The sequence below is a fragment of the Streptomyces sp. NPDC005648 genome (genome assembly GCF_040605395.1).
Taxonomy (GTDB): Bacteria; Actinomycetota; Actinomycetes; order Streptomycetales; family Streptomycetaceae; genus Streptomyces.
The window spans coordinates 13,379-31,347 of the sequence record NZ_JBEXCS010000002.1; the positions used below are offsets into that span (position 1 = coordinate 13,379).

Here is a 17,969-nt window from a genome sequence, read left to right on the forward strand (position 1 = left end):
CTACCCACATCGAGACCGAGAGAAGACTGAAGCCTTATGGCTACCACTTCACTTGACCTGGCCAAGGTCCGCAACATCGGGATCATGGCCCACATCGACGCGGGCAAGACGACCACCACCGAGCGGATCCTGTTCTACACCGGCGTTTCGTACAAGATCGGTGAGGTCCACGACGGCGCTGCCACCATGGACTGGATGGAGCAGGAGCAGGAGCGTGGCATCACGATCACCTCTGCTGCCACCACCTGTCACTGGCCGCTCGAAGACGTCGACCACACCATCAACATCATCGACACGCCGGGCCACGTCGACTTCACCGTCGAGGTGGAGCGTTCGCTGCGCGTGCTCGACGGTGCCGTGACGGTGTTCGACGGCGTCGCCGGTGTCGAGCCCCAGTCCGAGACGGTGTGGCGTCAGGCGGACCGCTACGGCGTTCCGCGTATCTGCTTCGTCAACAAGCTCGACCGCACGGGCGCCGAGTTCCACCGCTGCGTGGACATGATCTCGGACCGCCTGGGCGCTCAGCCGATCGTCATGCAGCTCCCGATCGGTGCCGAGGCCGACTTCAAGGGCGTCGTCGACCTCGTGACGATGAAGGCCCTGGTCTGGTCCGCCGAGGCCACCAAGGGCGAGATGTACGACACCGTCGACATCCCGGCCACGCACGTCGAGGCTGCCGAGGAGTACCGCGGCAAGCTGATCGAGGCCGTCGCCGAGAACGACGAAGAGATCATGGAGCTGTACCTGGAGGGCGAAGAGCCCACCGTGGAGCAGCTGTACGCCGCGATCCGTCGTATCACCATCGCGTCCGGCAAGTCCAAGGACACCACGGTCACCCCGGTGTTCTGCGGTACCGCGTTCAAGAACAAGGGCGTTCAGCCCCTGCTCGACGCGGTTGTGCGCTACCTGCCGTCCCCGGTCGACATCGAGGCCATCGAGGGTCACGACGTCAAGGACCCCGAGGTCGTCGTCAAGCGCAAGCCGTCCGACGAGGAGCCGCTGTCCGCGCTGGCGTTCAAGATCATGAGCGACCCGCACCTGGGCAAGCTCACCTTCGTCCGCGTGTACTCCGGCCGTCTGGAGTCCGGCACCGCCGTGCTGAACTCCGTCAAGGGCCGCAAGGAGCGCATCGGCAAGATCTACCGCATGCACGCGAACAAGCGTGAGGAGATCGAGTCGGTGGGCGCCGGCGACATCGTCGCCGTGATGGGTCTGAAGCAGACCACGACCGGTGAGACGCTGGCCGACGAGAAGGCCCCGGTGATCCTGGAGTCCATGGACTTCCCGGCGCCGGTCATCCAGGTCGCCATCGAGCCCAAGTCCAAGGGCGACCAGGAGAAGCTGGGCATCGCGATCCAGCGCCTGGCCGAGGAGGACCCGTCCTTCCAGGTCCACTCGGACGAGGAGACCGGCCAGACCATCATCGGTGGTATGGGCGAGCTGCACCTCGAGGTGCTGGTCGACCGTATGCGCCGTGAGTTCAAGGTCGAGGCCAACGTCGGCAAGCCGCAGGTGGCGTACCGCGAGACGATCCGCAAGGCCGTCGAGCGCGTCGACTACACGCACAAGAAGCAGACCGGTGGTACGGGTCAGTTCGCCAAGGTCCAGATCGGCATCGAGCCGATCGAGGGCGGCGACGCGTCGTACGAGTTCATCAACAAGGTGACCGGTGGCCGTATCCCCAAGGAGTACATCCCCTCGGTGGACGCGGGTGCGCAGGAGGCCATGCAGTTCGGCATCCTCGCCGGTTACGAGATGACCGGTGTGCGTGTGATCCTGCACGACGGTGGCTACCACGAGGTCGACTCCTCCGAGCTCGCCTTCAAGATCGCCGGTTCGCAGGCCTTCAAGGAGGCCGCGCGCAAGGCCAGCCCCGTGCTGCTCGAGCCCATGATGGCCGTCGAGGTCACCACGCCCGAGGACTACATGGGTGAGGTCATCGGCGACATCAACTCCCGCCGTGGCCAGATCCAGGCCATGGAGGAGCGGGCCGGTGCCCGCGTCGTGAAGGGCCTCGTGCCCCTCTCGGAGATGTTCGGTTACGTCGGCGACCTGCGCAGCAAGACGTCCGGCCGGGCCAGCTACTCCATGCAGTTCGACTCCTACGCCGAGGTTCCGCGGAACGTCGCCGAGGAGATCATCGCGAAGGCCAAGGGCGAGTAACGCACCTGCGTTTAACGCACCGCGTCCACACGCTTTAGGCTTGACCCGGAGCCTCGCGGGTCGTTCCTCCACATTCGTGGCGGAATGGCCCGGGGCCCGGGATTTGACAGCAAAGATCACCTGGCGCCGATGAAGCAAGGCGTTCAGAACCACTCCACAGGAGGACCCCAGTGGCGAAGGCGAAGTTCGAGCGGACTAAGCCGCACGTCAACATCGGCACCATCGGTCACATCGACCACGGTAAGACGACCCTCACGGCCGCCATTACCAAGGTGCTGCACGACGCGTTCCCGGACCTGAACGAGGCCTCGGCGTTCGACCAGATCGACAAGGCTCCCGAGGAGCGCCAGCGCGGTATCACCATCTCCATCGCGCACGTCGAGTACCAGACGGAGACCCGTCACTACGCCCACGTCGACTGCCCCGGTCACGCGGACTACATCAAGAACATGATCACGGGTGCGGCGCAGATGGACGGCGCCATCCTCGTGGTCGCCGCCACCGACGGCCCGATGCCGCAGACCAAGGAGCACGTGCTCCTGGCCCGCCAGGTCGGCGTTCCGTACATCGTCGTCGCCCTGAACAAGGCCGACATGGTGGACGACGAGGAGATCCTGGAGCTCGTCGAGCTCGAGGTCCGTGAGCTGCTCTCCGAGTACGAGTTCCCGGGCGACGACCTGCCGGTCGTCAAGGTCTCCGCTCTCAAGGCCCTCGAGGGCGACAAGGAGTGGGGCCAGACCGTCCTCGACCTGATGAAGGCCGTCGACGAGTCGATCCCGGAGCCCGAGCGCGACGTCGACAAGCCGTTCCTGATGCCGATCGAGGACGTCTTCACGATCACCGGTCGTGGCACCGTCGTCACCGGTCGTATCGAGCGTGGTGTCCTCAAGGTCAACGAGACCGTCGACATCATCGGCATCAAGACCGAGAAGACCACCACCACGGTCACCGGCATCGAGATGTTCCGCAAGCTGCTCGACGAGGGCCAGGCCGGTGAGAACGTCGGTCTGCTGCTCCGCGGCATCAAGCGCGAGGACGTCGAGCGCGGCCAGGTCATCATCAAGCCGGGCTCGGTCACCCCGCACACCGAGTTCGAGGCGCAGGCCTACATCCTGTCCAAGGACGAGGGTGGCCGCCACACGCCGTTCTTCAACAACTACCGTCCGCAGTTCTACTTCCGTACGACGGACGTGACCGGCGTGGTGACCCTCCCCGAGGGCACCGAGATGGTCATGCCGGGTGACAACACCGAGATGAAGGTGGAGCTCATCCAGCCCATCGCCATGGAAGAGGGCCTGAAGTTCGCCATCCGTGAGGGTGGCCGGACGGTCGGCGCCGGCCAGGTCACCAAGATCAACAAGTGATCTCGGGCCCGCGAGGGCTGACCCGGTAGGTCTCTGAGAGGGCCCGTACGACTTCGGTCGTACGGGCCCTTTCGCATGCCCGGTGAAGGCTGCGGGGCGGTGTTCAGTGGTGGCCCAGTGCGCTGCTGATCGCCGCCCCAGCGCGCCGTGCCGTGTCGGCGAGGCGCTCCAGGTGGTGCGACGGGTCGGTCAGCACGCTCAGCGACGCCACCGGCGCACGGTCCCGGCCAAACAGCGGTACGGCCACACAGCACACCCCCTCCAGCACCCCCTCCCGGTCGAAGGCGGCGCCCAGGTCCCGTATCGCCTCCGCCTCGCGCTGCCAGACGGCGGGCAGCGGGCCCAGCGGAAGGCCGGGACGGGCGCCGGCGACCAGGACCTTTCCGGCCGCCGTGTACCAGGGCCAGGTCGCCTCGGTGTCCGGCGAGTCGATGGACGAGGCCTGGCCGGGCGTCCAGTCCAGGACCAGGGTCTGGCCCTGCCACAGCACATTGAGGCCGACCGCCATGCCGGTGGCGGCGGCCAGCCGTCTCGCCGGTTCGCGCGCGGCCGCCCGCAGGCCCGGGAACGGCTGCCAGCGCTGCCCCAGCTGGTACACGCGCGGGCCGATCCCGTAGCCGACGCCGCTGCGCTGCACCGCGCCGAGCTCGATCAGCTGCTCCAGCAGCCGGTACGCGGTCGACTTGGGCAGCCCGCACTCCGCGGCCAGCCTGGTCAGCCCCGCCCCTTCGGCCCGCTCCACCGCTCTCAGCAGCGCGAACGCGCCCTCCAGTACGCCACGCCCGTTCGCCCCGGTGATGGGCGCGGGTGTGGACACCGATGTCGCCTGGTTCATCGGTCGATCCCCGTTTTCTCTTCTTCCCCGTGGTGGTCACGCGGGTGGCCGGCGCCTCCCGCTCCCCCGTGGCGAGAGGCGCCCGGACCAGGGTGGAGGCCGGGGTTGGGGCGGGATGTTGCCGAAAGGTTGTCGCGCCGCGTTCTCTCGCGGGCATTCTGTGCAGAAAATGTGCCTGGGAGGTGGAACTCTTGGTTCAGTTACGGCTGTTGGGACCGGTCGAGCTGGAGCTGCGAGGGCGCATGGAGGAACTCGGCCCGCCGCAGCGCCGTACCGTGGTGGCCGCTCTCGCGGTGGACGCCGGTCGGCCGGTCCCGGTCGACGTACTGACCGAGAGGATCTGGGGTGCTGCTCCGCCGCCCGGTGCGCGGCGCGCTCTGTACGCCCACATCGCCAGGATCCGGCGGGTGTGCGAGCGGACGGGTGACGCGGGGGAGGAGCCTTTACGGCTGCTGCGGCGCTCCGGCGGCTATCAGCTGGAGGCAGGCCAGGACCAGGTGGACCTGCACCGGTTCCGTCGGCTGGACGAGCTGGCCCGGCGCCCCGGACAGCCCGCCGGCACACAGGTGTCGCTGCTGCGGGAGGCGCTCGCCCTGTGGCGCGGCGAGCCGCTGACCGGCCTGGACGGGCCGTGGGCCGAGCGGGTACGGCAGGCATGGCACCGCCGACGCGTCGACGCGGCCGTTCTGCTGGCCGAGGTGGAACTCCGCGAGGGCGACCCCGCCGCCGTCGTACAGCCGCTGACCGAACTGCAGGGGGAGTACCCCCTGGCGGAGCCCCTGGCCGAGGTGCTGATGAGGGCACTGCACGCCGTGGGGGACAGCGCGGGGGCGCTGCGCTGCTTCGCGGAGATCAGGCAGCGGCTGGCGGAGGAGCTGGGGGCGGACCCAGGAGAACGGCTCGGCGGGACGCACGCGGCGATCCTGCGGGGGCGGAGGTTCGGCGGGGGCGGGCGCACGACTTCCGCCGGAGATCGCGTCGGGACAGGGCGGCCGGTCGAGGGCGGGCGGCGTTTCGGAGCGGACGCCGGCCTGTCCGGGACGTTCGCCACCGGTGGGGCGCGGAGCCTGGTCCGTGCGCCGCGTACGACGGAACCCGCCCCGCCGTCCTCGGCCGGCTCCGTTCGGCCGGTACGCGTTGCTCCCCCCGCACCGCCCATGGCGACGACCGCCGCCGGGCCATCGGCGGGGGTCTCCGCCGCGACGCCCCTGCCGCCCGCGCCGATCGTGCCGACCGATGCCGTGCCACCGGACGAGGTCGCCGCCGTCCGGCCCCCGGCCCCGGCCGCCCCCGCGGGGTCCGGCGACAGGCGTTCCGCCACCGGGGCGCCGCCGCGGCCCTCGCATGACATCCCGGCCCAACTGCCCATGAGCGTCGGCGACTTCACCGGTCGTGCCGAAGAACTCGCGCGGCTCGACGATCTCCTCGCCGAGGTCGAACGGCACCCGACGGCCGTCGTCGTCTCGGCCCTCTCCGGCACCGCAGGCGTGGGCAAGACCTCGCTCGCCGTGCACTGGGCACGACAGGTGCGGGCGGAGTTCCCGGACGGGCAGGTCTATGTGAACCTCCGGGGCTTCGACCCGGGCGGCGCCGCGGTGGGCGTGGGCGAGGCGATCCGCGGCTTCCTCGACTCCTTCGGAGTGCCCGCGGACCGGGTCCCGCGCGGCCTCGACGCCCAAGCGGCGCTCTACCGCAGCCTGTTGGCCGAGCGACGGGTGCTGATCGTGCTCGACAACGCGCGGGACGCGGACCAGGTACGCCCGCTGCTGCCCGGGGCGCCCGGTTGCCTGGCGCTCATCACCAGCCGCAACCGGCTCACCGGACTGGCGGTCACCGAGGGCGCCCATCTGCTCCCCGTCGACCTGCTCACCCCGGCCGAGGCCCGCGCGCTGCTGGCCGCGCGGCTCGGGGCCGTCCGGATGGCCGCCGAGCCCGCGGCGGTGGACGAGATCGTCGTGCGGTGCGCCGGGCTGCCGTTGGCCCTGGCCGTCGTGGCCGCCCGCGCCTCCGGCCTGCCCGGACTGCCGCTCGCCGGGCTCGCGGAGGAGCTGCGGACGGCCGACCGCCGACTGGACCCGCTGGACGGCGGCGACTCGCTGACCGGAGTGCGGTCGGTGTTCCAGTGGTCGTACCGGATGCTGAGCCCGGAGGCCGCCCGGCTGTTCCGGCTGCTGGGCCTGCACCCCGGACCGGACACCGCCCTGCCGGCCGCGGCGGCCCTGGCCGGGGTCGCCGCCCCCGCGGCCCGGACCCTGCTCGCCGAACTGGTCGAGGCACACCTGCTCACCGAGCACCGACCCGGCCGGTACACCTTCCACGACCTGCTGCGCGCGTACGCCGCCGAGCTGACCGCCGGACACGACGGCGAGGACACCCGCCACACCGCCGTACACCGGCTGCTCGACCACTACCTGCACACCGCCTACGCCGCCGACGCCCTGCTGACCCGGCGGCGGGACCCGATGACGCTCGCCCCGGCGGTGCCCGGCGCCCTGCCGGGACGGCCCACCGGGCCCGACGAGGCGCTGGCCTGGTTCGCCGCCGAGTACTCCGTACTGCTGTCCGTGGTGCAGCAGGGGCAACCCGGTTTCGAGACCCATACCTGGCAGCTCGCCACCACGCTCGGCACCTTCCTGGAGCGGCAGGGCCACTGGCAGGCGCTGGCCGACGCGCACGCCATCGCCCTGGACAGCGCCCGGCGCGGCCACGACAAGGCCGGTCAGGCCAACGCCCACCGCGGCCTCGGGCTCGCCTGGCACCGGCTGGGCAGCCCCGACCGCGGCCGCGAGCACTATCTGCTCGGCCTCGGCCTGTTCCAGGAGCTGGGTAACCACGCCGGACAGGCCAGGGTCCGCCAGAACCTGGCCATCGCGGCCTCGGCGCGGGGTGACCATGCGGAGGCGCTGGAGCACGCCCGGCTGAGCCTCGACCACTTCCGCGCCGCGCACGACCGCGGTGGACGGGCCATCGCCCTGAACGAGATCGGCTGGTACCTAGCCAAACTCGGCGACCACCGGGAAGCGCTCACCCACTGCCGGCAGGCGCTCGTCGCCGTGCAGGAGATCGGTGACCTCAACGGCGAGGCGCACACCTGGGACAGCCTCGGCTACGTCCACCGCCTCCTCGGGCGGTTCGCGGAGGCGGTGGACTGCTACGAACAGGCGCTACGGCTGTTCCGGAAGACCGGGGACCGGCGCAGCGAGGGGATCGGCCTGGCCTACCTGGGCGACACCCTCGATGCCGCGGGGGAGCCGGAGGCGGCACGCGCGGCCTGGACGCGGGCGCTGGCCGTCTTCGACGAACTGGGCCTGCCGGAGGCCGACCCGCTGCGCGACCGGCTCCACGGCCCGACGGCTCCGTGACCCCACGCGTGTGGACCTGTGTTTGACGTGCGTCACGTCCGGGGTATTCTCTCCGGCCCGATTGGCCAGGCCCCTGCCCCCTATGGCAGACTGTCGGAGTTGCTCGGTCGAGTGTTGATGCTGCGCGCCTCCCGCCGGGAGGACCGAAAGCGAGTCCCACAGTACTCGTCGTCCTAACTGCCCTCGGGCAGCACTGGGGCGGACGTACGGGAATCTTTCGGGAAGTGTCAGTGCGGCACTGGCCAGGCACCCGGTGAACCTCTTTCCCAGACAAGGGATGTTCGAACAAGGGACATCTGTGTCAGCGAAAGCGCGACACGCCCGACCGCGTGGGTCGGACAAAGTCAAAGGAACACCGGGTTCCAGAGCGTGAAACAGACAAAGGACTACTGAGTAGCCATGGCGGGACAGAAGATCCGCATCCGGCTCAAGGCCTACGACCACGAGGTCATCGACTCCTCGGCGAAGAAGATCGTCGAGACGGTGACCCGCACTGGTGCGTCGGTCGCGGGCCCGGTGCCGCTGCCCACTGAGAAGAACGTGTACTGCGTCATCAAGTCGCCGCACAAGTACAAGGACTCGCGCGAGCACTTCGAGATGCGCACGCACAAGCGCCTGATCGACATCCTCGACCCGACGCCCAAGACCGTTGACTCTCTGATGCGACTCGACCTCCCGGCCGGTGTCGACATCGAGATCAAGCTCTGAGGGCCGGTGATCTGAGAATGGCTAAGCAGATCAAGGGCATCCTGGGCGAGAAGCTCGGCATGACGCAGGTGTGGGACGAGAACAACCGCGTTGTTCCGGTCACCGTCGTCAAGGCCGGCCCCAACGTCGTGACCCAGGTGCGTACGAACGACGTCGACGGCTACGAGTCGGTCCAGATCGCCTTCGGCGAGATCGACCCGCGCAAGGTGAACAAGCCCCTCAAGGGCCACTTCGCCAAGGCCGACGTCACCCCCCGTCGCCACCTCGTCGAGATCCGTACGGCTGACGCCTCCGAGTACACGCTCGGCCAGGAAGTCACCGCCGAGGTCTTCGAGGCCGGCGTGAAGGTCGACGTCACCGGCAAGAGCAAGGGCAAGGGCTTCGCCGGTGTCATGAAGCGTCACAACTTCAAGGGCCTCGGCGCCGGTCACGGCACCCAGCGCAAGCACCGCTCTCCCGGTTCCATCGGTGGCTGCGCCACCCCGGGCCGCGTGTTCAAGGGCCTCCGCATGGCGGGTCGCATGGGCAACGAGCGTGTCACCACCCAGAACCTGACCGTCCACGCCGTTGACGCGGAGAAGGGTCTGCTGCTCATCAAGGGCGCGGTTCCCGGTCCGAACGGCGGCCTCGTCCTGGTCCGCACCGCGGCCAAGGGGGCCTGAGGTACCGATGAGCACTGTTGACATCCTTTCGCCTGCCGGCGAGAAGACCGGAACCGTCGAGCTCCCCGCGGAGATCTTCGGCGTGGAGAAGGTCAGCATTCCGCTGATCCACCAGGTCGTCGTCGCGCAGAACGCGGCTGCCCGCCAGGGCACGCACAAGACCAAGCGTCGCGGTGAGGTCCGTGGTGGCGGCAAGAAGCCGTACCGCCAGAAGGGCACCGGCCGCGCCCGTCAGGGCTCGACCCGCGCTCCGCAGTTCGCCGGCGGTGGCGTCGTCCACGGCCCGCAGCCGCGTGACTACTCGCAGCGGACCCCGAAGAAGATGAAGGCCGCGGCCCTGCGCCACGCCCTCACCGACCGGGCCCGCCACAACCGCATCCACGTCGTCTCCGGCGTGATCGAGGGCGAGACCCCCAGCACCAAGGCCGCTCGCACGCTGTTCGGCAAGATCTCGGAGCGCAAGAACCTGCTCCTGGTCGTCGACCGCGCCGACGAGGCCGCGTGGCTGTCCGCCCGCAACCTGCCCCAGGTGCACATCCTGGAGCCGGGCCAGCTGAACACGTACGACGTGATCGTCTCGGACGACGTGGTCTTCACCCAGGCCGCTCTCGAGTCCTTCGTCGCCGGCCCGAAGGCCAACGACACCGAAGGGACTGAGGTCTGATGGCCATCCGTCACCCCTCCATTGCCTCGAAGGCGGCCAAGGCCGCCAAGGCCGCGCGCGTCGCCAAGGCGCGTCGCCACGCCGCCGAGGGCAAGAACACCGTCGAGACGCCGCTGAGCAAGTCGTACACGGACCCCCGTGACGTGCTGCTCAAGCCGGTCGTGTCGGAGAAGAGCTACGCGCTCCTGGACGAGAACAAGTACACGTTCATCGTCGACCCGAACGCCAACAAGACCCAGATCAAGCAGGCCGTCCAGGCGGTCTTCTCGGTCAAGGTCACCGGGGTCAACACGATCAACCGCATCGGCAAGCGCAAGCGCACCAAGACCGGCTTCGGTCAGCGTGCCGCCACCAAGCGCGCGATCGTGACCCTCGCCGAGGGCGACCGTATCGACATCTTCGGCGGTCCGACCGCGTAAGCGGGTCGGATCGTCCGATATCGGACGAGGACTGAGAAATGGGAATCCGCAAGTACAAGCCGACTACGCCGGGCCGTCGTGGTTCCAGCGTCGCCGACTTCGTCGAGGTCACGCGGTCCACGCCGGAGAAGTCGCTGGTCCGCCCCCTGCACAGCAAGGGCGGCCGTAACAACGCCGGTCGTGTGACCGTTCGCCACCAGGGTGGCGGACACAAGCGCGCCTACCGCGTGATCGACTTCCGTCGTCACGACAAGGACGGCGTGCCGGCGAAGGTCGCGCACATCGAGTACGACCCCAACCGCACCGCGCGCATCGCGCTGCTCCACTACGCGGACGGCGAGAAGCGCTACATCCTGGCGCCGAAGGGCCTGACCCAGGGCGACCGGATCGAGAACGGCCCCGGGGCCGACATCAAGCCCGGCAACAACCTGGCGCTGCGCAACATCCCGGTCGGTACGACGATCCACTCCGTGGAGCTTCGTCCGGGCGGCGGCGCCAAGTTCGCCCGCTCCGCCGGTGCCTCCGTGCAGCTGCTCGCGAAGGAGGGCTCGATGGCCCACCTCCGCATGCCGTCCGGTGAGATCCGCCTGGTCGACCAGCGCTGCCGCGCCACGGTCGGCGAGGTCGGCAACGCCGAGCAGAGCAACATCAACTGGGGCAAGGCCGGCCGCAAGCGCTGGCTGGGCGTCCGCCCGACCGTTCGCGGTGTGGCGATGAACCCGGTTGACCACCCCCACGGTGGTGGTGAGGGCAAGACCTCCGGTGGTCGCCACCCGGTCAGCCCCTGGGGTCAGAAGGAGGGTCGTACTCGTTCGCCGAAGAAGGCTTCGAACAAATACATCGTCCGCCGCCGCAAGACGAACAAGAAGCGCTAGGAGCGGGTTTAGATGCCGCGCAGTCTCAAGAAGGGGCCCTTCGTCGACGACCACCTGATCAAGAAGGTGGACGCCCAGAACGAAGCCGGTTCCAAGAACGTCATCAAGACCTGGTCCCGTCGCTCGATGATCGTCCCGGCCATGCTCGGCCACACGATCGCGGTGCACAACGGCAAGACCCACATCCCGGTGTTCGTCACCGAGTCGATGGTCGGCCACAAGCTCGGCGAGTTCTCGCCGACGCGCACCTTCCGGGGTCACGTCAAGGACGACCGGAAGTCGAAGCGCCGCTAGTAGCGGATCGCATTCAGACACGTAAGTAACTGAGAGGGACAACCATGGAAGCCAGGGCCCAGGCGCGGTACATCCGCGTTACGCCCATGAAGGCCCGCCGCGTGGTGGACCTTATCCGTGGCATGGACGCCACGGAGGCTCAGGCTGTTCTGCGATTCGCTCCGCAGGCAGCCTCAGTGCCCGTCGGCAAGGTGCTGGACAGCGCCATCGCCAACGCCGCGCACAACTACGACCACACCGACGCCGACAGCCTCTTCATCTCCGAGGCGTACGTCGACGAGGGCCCGACCCTGAAGCGGTTCCGGCCGCGCGCCCAGGGCCGTGCCTACCGGATCCGCAAGCGGACCAGCCACATCACCGTGGTCGTCAGCAGCAAGGAAGGAACCCGGTAATGGGCCAGAAGGTTAACCCGCATGGGTTCCGGCTCGGTGTCACCACGGACTTCAAGTCCCGGTGGTACGCCGACAAGCTGTACAAGGACTACGTCAAGGAAGACGTCGCCATCCGTCGGATGATGACGTCCGGCATGGAGCGCGCCGGTATCTCCAAGGTGGAGATCGAGCGCACCCGTGACCGTGTGCGTGTGGACATCCACACCGCTCGTCCGGGCATCGTCATCGGCCGCCGTGGCGCCGAGGCCGACCGCATCCGCGGTGACCTCGAGAAGCTCACGGGCAAGCAGGTCCAGCTGAACATCCTCGAGGTCAAGAACCCCGAGACGGACGCTCAGCTGGTCGCGCAGGCCGTCGCCGAGCAGCTCTCCTCCCGCGTCTCCTTCCGCCGTGCCATGCGCAAGAGCATGCAGTCGGCGATGAAGGCCGGCGCCAAGGGCATCAAGATCCAGTGCGGTGGCCGCCTCGGCGGCGCCGAGATGTCCCGCTCGGAGTTCTACCGCGAGGGCCGTGTGCCCCTGCACACGCTCCGCGCGAACGTGGACTACGGCTTCTTCGAGGCCAAGACGACCTTCGGCCGCATCGGTGTGAAGGTCTGGATCTACAAGGGCGACGTCAAGAACATCGCCGAGGTCCGTGCCGAGAACGCTGCCGCCCGTGCGGGTAACCGCCCGGCTCGCGGTGGCGGTGCCGACCGCCCGGCCCGTGGTGGCCGTGGTGGCGAGCGGCGCGGTCGCAAGCCGCAGCAGGCTGCCGGCGCCGAGGCCCCCAAGGCCGAGGCCCCCGCCGCCGCTCCGGCTGAGAGCACCGGAACGGAGGCCTGACCGACATGCTGATCCCCCGTAGGGTCAAGCACCGCAAGCAGCACCACCCGGGGCGCTCCGGCGCCGCCAAGGGTGGCACGACGGTTGCGTTCGGCGAGTACGGCATCCAGGCGCTCACCCCGGCGTATGTGACGAACCGTCAGATCGAGGCCGCTCGTATCGCCATGACGCGTCACATCAAGCGTGGTGGCAAGGTCTGGATCAACATCTACCCCGACCGTCCGCTCACCAAGAAGCCCGCCGAGACCCGCATGGGTTCCGGTAAGGGTTCTCCCGAGTGGTGGATCGCCAACGTCAAGCCCGGACGCGTGATGTTCGAGCTGTCGTACCCCAACGAGAAGATTGCGCGTGAGGCTCTCACTCGTGCGGCCCACAAGCTGCCGATGAAGTGCCGGATCGTCAAGCGCGAGGCAGGTGAAGCGTGATGTCGGCCGGTACCAAGGCGTCCGAGCTGCGCGAGCTGGGCAACGAGGAGCTTCTCGCGAAGCTCCGCGAGGCCAAGGAAGAGCTGTTCAACCTCCGCTTCCAGGCGGCGACGGGCCAGCTCGAGAACCACGGCCGTCTGAAGGCGGTCCGCAAGGACATCGCGCGGATCTACACCCTGATGCGCGAGCGTGAGCTGGGCATCGAAACGGTGGAGAGCGCCTGATGAGCGAGAGCAATGTGACTGAAGAGCAGACGACCGAGGCACGTGGCGCCCGCAAGACCCGTGAGGGTCTCGTCGTCAGCGACAAGATGGACAAGACCGTCGTCGTCGCTGTCGAGGACCGCGTGAAGCACGCGCTGTACGGCAAGGTCATCCGCCGTACGAACAAGCTCAAGGCGCACGACGAGCAGAACGCTGCCGGCGTCGGCGACCGGGTCCTCCTCGCGGAGACCCGCCCGCTGTCGGCGACCAAGCGCTGGCGCGTCGTCGAGATCCTCGAGAAGGCCAAGTAAGCATCCTGCGGGGCATCCCTCGCAGGACAGTTCCGCCAGGCTCCGGGAGCCGCTCCGCTGAGCGGCTCCCGGGGAACCGGCAGACAAACAGGAGATAGACGTGATCCAGCAGGAGTCGCGACTGCGTGTCGCCGACAACACTGGTGCGAAGGAGATCCTTTGCATCCGTGTGCTCGGTGGCTCCGGTCGCCGCTACGCGGGCATCGGTGACGTCATCGTCGCCACCGTCAAGGACGCGATCCCCGGTGGCAACGTGAAGAAGGGTGACGTCGTCAAGGCGGTCATCGTTCGCACCGTCAAGGAGCGCCGCCGTCCGGACGGCTCGTACATCCGCTTCGACGAGAACGCCGCCGTCATTCTGAAGAACGACGGCGACCCTCGCGGCACCCGCATCTTCGGCCCGGTCGGGCGTGAGCTGCGCGAGAAGAAGTTCATGAAGATCATCTCGCTGGCTCCGGAGGTGCTGTAAGCATGAAGATCAAGAAGGGCGACCTGGTCCAGGTCATCACCGGCAAGGACAAGGGCAAGCAGGGCAAGGTCATTGCCGCTTTCCCGCGCGAGGAGCGCGTCCTGGTCGAGGGTGTCAACCGGGTCAAGAAGCACACCAAGGCCGGTCCGACCGCTCGCGGTTCGCAGGCCGGCGGCATCGTCACGACCGAGGCCCCGATCCACGTCTCCAACGTCCAGCTGGTCGTGGAGAAGGACGGCAACAAGGTCGTCACGCGTGTCGGTTACCGCTTCGACGACGAGGGCAACAAGATCCGCGTTGCCAAGCGGACGGGTGAGGACATCTGATGGCTACCACCACCACTCCGCGTCTCAAGACGAAGTACCGCGAGGAGATCGCGGGCAAGCTGCGTGACGAGTTCAAGTACGAGAACGTCATGCAGATCCCCGGCCTCGTGAAGATCGTGGTCAACATGGGTGTCGGCGACGCCGCCCGTGACTCGAAGCTGATCGAGGGCGCGATCCGCGACCTGACCACCATCACCGGTCAGAAGCCGGCCGTCACCAAGGCCCGCAAGTCCATCGCGCAGTTCAAGCTGCGTGAGGGCCAGCCGATCGGTGCCCACGTCACGCTCCGTGGCGACCGCATGTGGGAGTTCCTGGACCGCACCCTGTCGCTCGCGCTCCCGCGCATCCGCGACTTCCGTGGTCTGTCCCCCAAGCAGTTCGACGGCCGTGGCAACTACACCTTCGGTCTCACGGAGCAGGTCATGTTCCACGAGATCGACCAGGACAAGATCGACCGCGTCCGGGGTATGGACATCACCGTGGTGACCACGGCGACCAACGACGCTGAGGGCCGTGCGCTCCTTCGTCACCTCGGCTTCCCCTTCAAGGAGGCGTGAGCGAGATGGCGAAGAAGGCTCTGATCGCGAAGGCTGCTCGCAAGCCCAAGTTCGGCGTGCGTGGCTACACGCGCTGCCAGCGCTGCGGCCGTCCCCACTCCGTGTACCGCAAGTTCGGCCTGTGCCGCGTGTGCCTTCGTGAGATGGCTCACCGTGGCGAGCTGCCGGGCGTGACCAAGAGCTCCTGGTAATCCCCTAGTTGGGGTTACCTGAAGCTCTCGGTAAGCAAAGGGTTTGGTCAGGGGCCCACCCCTCCATGGCTTAGGCTAGGAGGGTTGGGCGCCCTGGCGCCCGTACGCACGCGGACAGCGTCCGCTAATGAATGCTTACTACGCCGTAGGTCCACCGCACCGCACCCGCCTCGTCTCGGATCGAGGAGAGGGATGGGCACCTGGAAACCCCGGCGAGAGAGGCCGAAGGCCAATTCATGACCATGACTGATCCGATCGCAGACATGCTTACGCGTCTGCGGAACGCGAACTCGGCATACCACGATTCCGTGACGATGCCGGCATCGAAGATCAAGTCGCACATCGCGGAGATCCTCCAGCAGGAGGGCTTCATCACGGGCTGGAAGGTCGAGGACGCCGAGGTCGGCAAGAACCTCGTTCTCGAGCTGAAGTTCGGCCCGAACCGTGAGCGCTCCATCGCGGGCATCAAGCGGATCTCCAAGCCCGGTCTCCGGGTGTACGCGAAGTCCACCTCCCTGCCCAAGGTGCTGGGCGGCCTCGGCGTGGCGATCATCTCCACGTCGCACGGGCTCCTCACCGACAAGCAGGCCGGCAAGAAGGGCGTAGGCGGAGAAGTCCTCGCCTACGTCTGGTAGCGGAAAGGAATCGGAGGAAACAGCTATGTCGCGTATTGGCAAGCTCCCCATCACGGTTCCCGCCGGCGTGGACGTCACCATCGACGGCCAGACGGTCTCGGTCAAGGGCCCCAAGGGCTCGCTGACCCACACCGTCGTGGCGCCGATCGAGATCGCCAAGGGTGAGGACGGCGTGCTGAACGTCACCCGCCCCAACGACGAGCGTCAGAGCAAGGCCCTGCACGGCCTGTCCCGCACGCTGGTGGCGAACATGATCACCGGCGTGACCCAGGGTTACGTGAAGAAGCTCGAGATCAGCGGTGTCGGTTACCGAGTGACCGCCAAGGGTTCGAACCTCGAGTTCGCTCTCGGCTACAGCCACCCGATCACCGTCGAGGCCCCCGAGGGCATCACCTTCAAGGTGGAGGCCCCCACCCGGTTCTCGGTCGAGGGCATCGACAAGCAGAAGGTCGGCGAGGTTGCGGCCAACATCCGCAAGCTGCGCAAGCCCGACCCGTACAAGGCCAAGGGCGTCAAGTACGAGGGCGAAGTCATCCGCCGCAAGGTCGGAAAGGCGGGTAAGTAAGCCATGGCATACGGACAGAAGATCCTCAAGGGCGACGCCTACAAGCGCGCCGCGATCAAGCGCCGCCACATCCGGATCCGTAAGAACATCAACGGAACGGCGGAGCGTCCGCGTCTGGTCGTTACCCGCTCCAACCGCCACATCGTGGCCCAGGTGATCGACGACCTCAAGGGTCACACCCTTGCGTCGGCGTCCACCCTGGACACCTCGATCCGCGGTGGCGAGGGCGACAAGTCCGCGCAGGCCAAGCAGGTCGGTGCCCTGGTCGCCGAGCGCGCCAAGGCCGCCGGTGTCGAGGCCGTCGTATTCGACCGTGGTGGCAACCAGTACGCCGGGCGCATCGCCGCCCTGGCGGACGCCGCCCGCGAAGCCGGGCTCAAGTTCTGAGCCGCTCGTAGCTAGCGGAAAGAGAGAGGTAATCCAATGGCTGGACCCCAGCGCCGCGGTGGCGGTGCCGGTGGCGGCGAGCGGCGGGACCGTAAGGGTCGTGACGGTGGCGCAGCCGCCGCCGAGAAGACCGCTTACGTTGAGCGTGTCGTCGCGATCAACCGTGTCGCCAAGGTTGTGAAGGGTGGTCGTCGCTTCAGCTTCACCGCGCTGGTCGTGGTGGGCGACGGTGACGGCACCGTGGGTGTCGGTTACGGCAAGGCCAAGGAGGTGCCGGCCGCCATCGCCAAGGGTGTTGAGGAAGCCAAGAAGCACTTCTTCAAGGTCCCGCGTATCCAGGGCACCATCCCGCACCCCATCCAGGGTGAGAAGGCTGCCGGCGTCGTGCTGCTCAAGCCCGCGTCCCCCGGTACCGGTGTTATCGCCGGTGGTCCGGTGCGCGCCGTGCTCGAGTGCGCCGGTATCCACGACGTGCTGTCGAAGTCGCTCGGCTCCGACAACGCGATCAACATCGTGCACGCGACCGTGGAGGCCCTGAAGGGTCTGCAGCGTCCCGAGGAGATCGCGGCCCGCCGTGGTCTGCCGCTCGAGGACGTCGCCCCCGCGGCTCTGCTCCGTGCGCGTGCCGGGGCGGGTGTGTGATCATGGCACAGCTCAAGATCACGCAGGTCAAGTCCTACATCGGCAGCAAGCAGAACCACCGTGACACCCTGCGTTCCCTTGGTCTCAAGGGCATCAACACGCAGGTCGTCAAGGAGGACCGCCCCGAGTTCCGCGGCATGGTGCACACCGTCCGCCACCTCGTGACGGTCGAGGAGGTCGACTGATCATGGCGGAGAACAACCCGCTCAAGATCCACAACCTCCGTCCCGCCCCGGGCGCCAAGACCGCCAAGACCCGTGTCGGTCGTGGTGAGGCGTCGAAGGGTAAGACGGCCGGTCGTGGTACCAAGGGTACGAAGGCCCGCTACCAGGTTCCGGAGCGCTTCGAGGGTGGGCAGATGCCCCTCCACATGCGTCTTCCGAAGCTGAAGGGCTTCAAGAACCCGTTCAAGACCGAGTTCCAGGTCGTGAACCTCGAGAAGCTGGCCGCGCTCTACCCCGAGGGTGGCGAGGTCACCGTCGAGGGTCTGGTGGCCAAGGGTGCCGTTCGCAAGAACAGCCTCGTCAAGGTCCTCGGCCAGGGCGAGATCTCCGTGGCGCTGCAGGTGACGGTCGACGCCGTCTCCGGCTCCGCCAAGGAAAAGATCACCGCCGCCGGCGGCACCGTCACCGAGCTCGTCTGAACAACTCGGACGTCTCGATGACCTGAGCGATCCCGACCGGGGATATCCCACAA

At 68.0% G+C, this 17,969-nt stretch carries 25 protein-coding genes; 24 read left to right on the forward strand and 1 reads right to left on the reverse strand.

The window, feature by feature from the left end; all coding sequences use genetic code 11:
• The first annotated feature begins 36 nt into the window (after window positions 1–36).
• Both fusA and tuf read left to right on the forward strand, forming a co-directional pair.
• Window positions 37–2,163: an elongation factor G gene (gene fusA / locus ABZT17_RS01405; RefSeq protein WP_356342263.1), complete on the forward strand. Its 2,127-nt coding sequence runs from the start codon at window positions 37–39 to the stop codon at window positions 2,161–2,163.
• A 170-nt stretch (window positions 2,164–2,333) separates the two neighbouring features.
• Complete coding sequence (tuf, locus tag ABZT17_RS01410; protein WP_142141935.1) at window positions 2,334–3,527, forward strand: elongation factor Tu; 1,194 nt, start codon at window positions 2,334–2,336, stop codon at window positions 3,525–3,527.
• Between the two features lie 103 nt (window positions 3,528–3,630).
• On the opposite strand, the gene ABZT17_RS01415 is transcribed toward tuf, so the two are convergent.
• Window positions 3,631–4,362, reverse strand: coding sequence for a helix-turn-helix domain-containing protein (locus tag ABZT17_RS01415; RefSeq protein ID WP_356342266.1), 732 nt, complete (start codon window positions 4,360–4,362; stop codon window positions 3,631–3,633).
• A gap of 182 nt (window positions 4,363–4,544) precedes the next feature.
• Between ABZT17_RS01415 and ABZT17_RS01420 the strand changes: the two genes are divergently transcribed.
• The 22 genes from ABZT17_RS01420 (at window position 4,545) to rplO (ending at window position 17,916) form a co-directional block, all read left to right on the forward strand.
• Window positions 4,545–7,724, forward strand: coding sequence for a tetratricopeptide repeat protein (locus tag ABZT17_RS01420; protein ID WP_356342268.1), 3,180 nt, complete (start codon window positions 4,545–4,547; stop codon window positions 7,722–7,724).
• Window positions 7,725–8,123: 399 nt separating this feature from the next.
• Window positions 8,124–8,432, forward strand: a complete 309-nt coding sequence (rpsJ, locus tag ABZT17_RS01425) for a 30S ribosomal protein S10 (protein ID WP_003948644.1) — start codon at window positions 8,124–8,126, stop codon at window positions 8,430–8,432.
• A 17-nt stretch (window positions 8,433–8,449) separates the two neighbouring features.
• On the forward strand, window positions 8,450–9,094 hold the full coding sequence (gene rplC, locus ABZT17_RS01430) for a 50S ribosomal protein L3 (protein WP_062706771.1): 645 nt from the start codon (window positions 8,450–8,452) through the stop codon (window positions 9,092–9,094).
• A gap of 7 nt (window positions 9,095–9,101) precedes the next feature.
• Window positions 9,102–9,758 (forward strand): 50S ribosomal protein L4, encoded by a 657-nt coding sequence (rplD, locus tag ABZT17_RS01435; protein WP_356342271.1) that lies wholly within the window; start codon window positions 9,102–9,104, stop codon window positions 9,756–9,758.
• The gene (gene rplW, locus ABZT17_RS01440) at window positions 9,758–10,177 is read left to right on the forward strand and encodes a 50S ribosomal protein L23 (RefSeq protein WP_356342274.1); all 420 of its coding nucleotides are present in this window, start codon (window positions 9,758–9,760) and stop codon (window positions 10,175–10,177) included. The genes rplD and rplW overlap by 1 nt, the downstream gene beginning before the upstream one ends.
• A 38-nt stretch (window positions 10,178–10,215) precedes the next feature.
• A complete protein-coding gene (gene rplB / locus ABZT17_RS01445; protein WP_115906448.1) occupies window positions 10,216–11,052 on the forward strand; it encodes a 50S ribosomal protein L2 in 837 nt (278 codons plus the stop codon).
• A gap of 12 nt (window positions 11,053–11,064) precedes the next feature.
• Window positions 11,065–11,346, forward strand: a complete 282-nt coding sequence (gene rpsS, locus ABZT17_RS01450) for a 30S ribosomal protein S19 (RefSeq protein ID WP_007384069.1) — start codon at window positions 11,065–11,067, stop codon at window positions 11,344–11,346.
• Between the two features lie 44 nt (window positions 11,347–11,390).
• Window positions 11,391–11,738 carry a 50S ribosomal protein L22 gene (gene rplV, locus ABZT17_RS01455; RefSeq protein WP_003974262.1) on the forward strand — a complete coding sequence of 116 codons (348 nt, stop codon included), beginning with the start codon at window positions 11,391–11,393 and terminating at the stop codon, window positions 11,736–11,738.
• Window positions 11,738–12,562: a 30S ribosomal protein S3 gene (rpsC, locus tag ABZT17_RS01460; RefSeq protein WP_062023386.1), complete on the forward strand. Its 825-nt coding sequence runs from the start codon at window positions 11,738–11,740 to the stop codon at window positions 12,560–12,562. The genes rplV and rpsC overlap by 1 nt, the downstream gene beginning before the upstream one ends.
• Window positions 12,563–12,567: 5 nt before the next feature.
• Window positions 12,568–12,987, forward strand: coding sequence for a 50S ribosomal protein L16 (gene rplP, locus ABZT17_RS01465; RefSeq protein WP_007494765.1), 420 nt, complete (start codon window positions 12,568–12,570; stop codon window positions 12,985–12,987).
• A complete protein-coding gene (gene rpmC / locus ABZT17_RS01470; protein ID WP_003974259.1) occupies window positions 12,987–13,211 on the forward strand; it encodes a 50S ribosomal protein L29 in 225 nt (74 codons plus the stop codon). The genes rplP and rpmC overlap by 1 nt, the downstream gene beginning before the upstream one ends.
• Window positions 13,211–13,501 carry a 30S ribosomal protein S17 gene (gene rpsQ / locus ABZT17_RS01475; RefSeq protein WP_099930779.1) on the forward strand — a complete coding sequence of 97 codons (291 nt, stop codon included), beginning with the start codon at window positions 13,211–13,213 and terminating at the stop codon, window positions 13,499–13,501. The genes rpmC and rpsQ overlap by 1 nt, the downstream gene beginning before the upstream one ends.
• 100 nt (window positions 13,502–13,601) lie before the next feature.
• Window positions 13,602–13,970, forward strand: a complete 369-nt coding sequence (rplN, locus tag ABZT17_RS01480; RefSeq protein ID WP_003998823.1) for a 50S ribosomal protein L14 — start codon at window positions 13,602–13,604, stop codon at window positions 13,968–13,970.
• A gap of 2 nt (window positions 13,971–13,972) precedes the next feature.
• Entirely contained in the window at window positions 13,973–14,296 is a 324-nt protein-coding gene (gene rplX / locus ABZT17_RS01485) for a 50S ribosomal protein L24 (protein ID WP_037929577.1), read from the forward strand.
• Window positions 14,296–14,853: a 50S ribosomal protein L5 gene (gene rplE / locus ABZT17_RS01490; RefSeq protein ID WP_007494758.1), complete on the forward strand. Its 558-nt coding sequence runs from the start codon at window positions 14,296–14,298 to the stop codon at window positions 14,851–14,853. Before rplX ends, rplE begins: the two co-directional genes overlap by 1 nt.
• A 5-nt stretch (window positions 14,854–14,858) precedes the next feature.
• The gene (locus ABZT17_RS01495) at window positions 14,859–15,044 is read left to right on the forward strand and encodes a type Z 30S ribosomal protein S14 (RefSeq protein ID WP_003948630.1); all 186 of its coding nucleotides are present in this window, start codon (window positions 14,859–14,861) and stop codon (window positions 15,042–15,044) included.
• Window positions 15,045–15,280: 236 nt separating this feature from the next.
• Window positions 15,281–15,679, forward strand: a complete 399-nt coding sequence (gene rpsH, locus ABZT17_RS01500; RefSeq protein WP_013001411.1) for a 30S ribosomal protein S8 — start codon at window positions 15,281–15,283, stop codon at window positions 15,677–15,679.
• A 25-nt stretch (window positions 15,680–15,704) separates the two neighbouring features.
• Window positions 15,705–16,244 carry a 50S ribosomal protein L6 gene (rplF, locus tag ABZT17_RS01505; protein WP_030930490.1) on the forward strand — a complete coding sequence of 180 codons (540 nt, stop codon included), beginning with the start codon at window positions 15,705–15,707 and terminating at the stop codon, window positions 16,242–16,244.
• A 3-nt stretch (window positions 16,245–16,247) separates the two neighbouring features.
• On the forward strand, window positions 16,248–16,631 hold the full coding sequence (rplR, locus tag ABZT17_RS01510) for a 50S ribosomal protein L18 (protein ID WP_133043287.1): 384 nt from the start codon (window positions 16,248–16,250) through the stop codon (window positions 16,629–16,631).
• A gap of 36 nt (window positions 16,632–16,667) precedes the next feature.
• The gene (gene rpsE / locus ABZT17_RS01515; RefSeq protein ID WP_004984517.1) at window positions 16,668–17,273 is read left to right on the forward strand and encodes a 30S ribosomal protein S5; all 606 of its coding nucleotides are present in this window, start codon (window positions 16,668–16,670) and stop codon (window positions 17,271–17,273) included.
• Between the two features lie 2 nt (window positions 17,274–17,275).
• Window positions 17,276–17,458, forward strand: coding sequence for a 50S ribosomal protein L30 (gene rpmD / locus ABZT17_RS01520; protein ID WP_003974250.1), 183 nt, complete (start codon window positions 17,276–17,278; stop codon window positions 17,456–17,458).
• A gap of 2 nt (window positions 17,459–17,460) precedes the next feature.
• A complete protein-coding gene (rplO, locus tag ABZT17_RS01525) occupies window positions 17,461–17,916 on the forward strand; it encodes a 50S ribosomal protein L15 (RefSeq protein WP_055418358.1) in 456 nt (151 codons plus the stop codon).
• Window positions 17,917–17,969 lie beyond the last annotated feature (53 nt).